Annotated in this window: 1 protein-coding gene; it reads left to right on the top strand. The window is 49.4% G+C overall.

Annotated features, from left to right (window positions below):
* A partial coding sequence (locus AB9H30_RS19355; RefSeq protein ID WP_371196434.1) for a protein adenylyltransferase SelO family protein occupies positions 1-579 on the top strand: 579 nt, incomplete at both ends.

Raw genomic sequence — 579 nt, 5'->3', positions numbered from 1 at the left:
CCGATTGAAAATCCAGAATATGTTACTCACAGCAAAGACTTTTTTGCAGAGCTTGGTTTTGACGATAGCCTAGCGACCTCAGAAGATTTTGTGGCGCTATTTAGCGGTGATACTTCAAAAGTACCCTCGACTATGCGCGATATTGGCTGGGCAACTGGCTACGCGCTATCTATTTTTGGCACCGAATATATTCAACAATGTCCCTTTCAAACCGGCAACGGCTATGGCGATGGCCGTGCGGTTTCAGTACTTGAGGCTGTTATAAAAGGTAAACGCTGGGAGATGCAACTAAAAGGCGGCGGACGCACACCCTATTGCCGCGGTGCGGATGGCAGAGCGGTATTGCGCTCAAGTATTCGAGAATTCCTAGGTCAAGAATATATGCATTCTCTTGGCGTCCCCACCTCGCGCTCACTGAGTTTATATGTGTCTACCACACACGGCGTCAATCGTCCTTGGTATTCACCCGGCACACATTCTCAAGACCCTAACATCATGAGCCTAGAGCCCATCGCGATTTCAACACGGGTAGCGCCCTCTTTTTTGCGAGTAGGACAACTAGAGCTGTTTGCTAGGCGC

Origin of the sequence: Glaciecola sp. SC05, assembly GCF_041380235.1 — a bacterium.
Classification (GTDB): domain Bacteria; phylum Pseudomonadota; class Gammaproteobacteria; order Enterobacterales; family Alteromonadaceae; genus Glaciecola.
The sequence above is the reverse complement of the archived record's forward strand: the minus strand, read 5'-3'. Positions and strand labels throughout refer to the sequence as shown.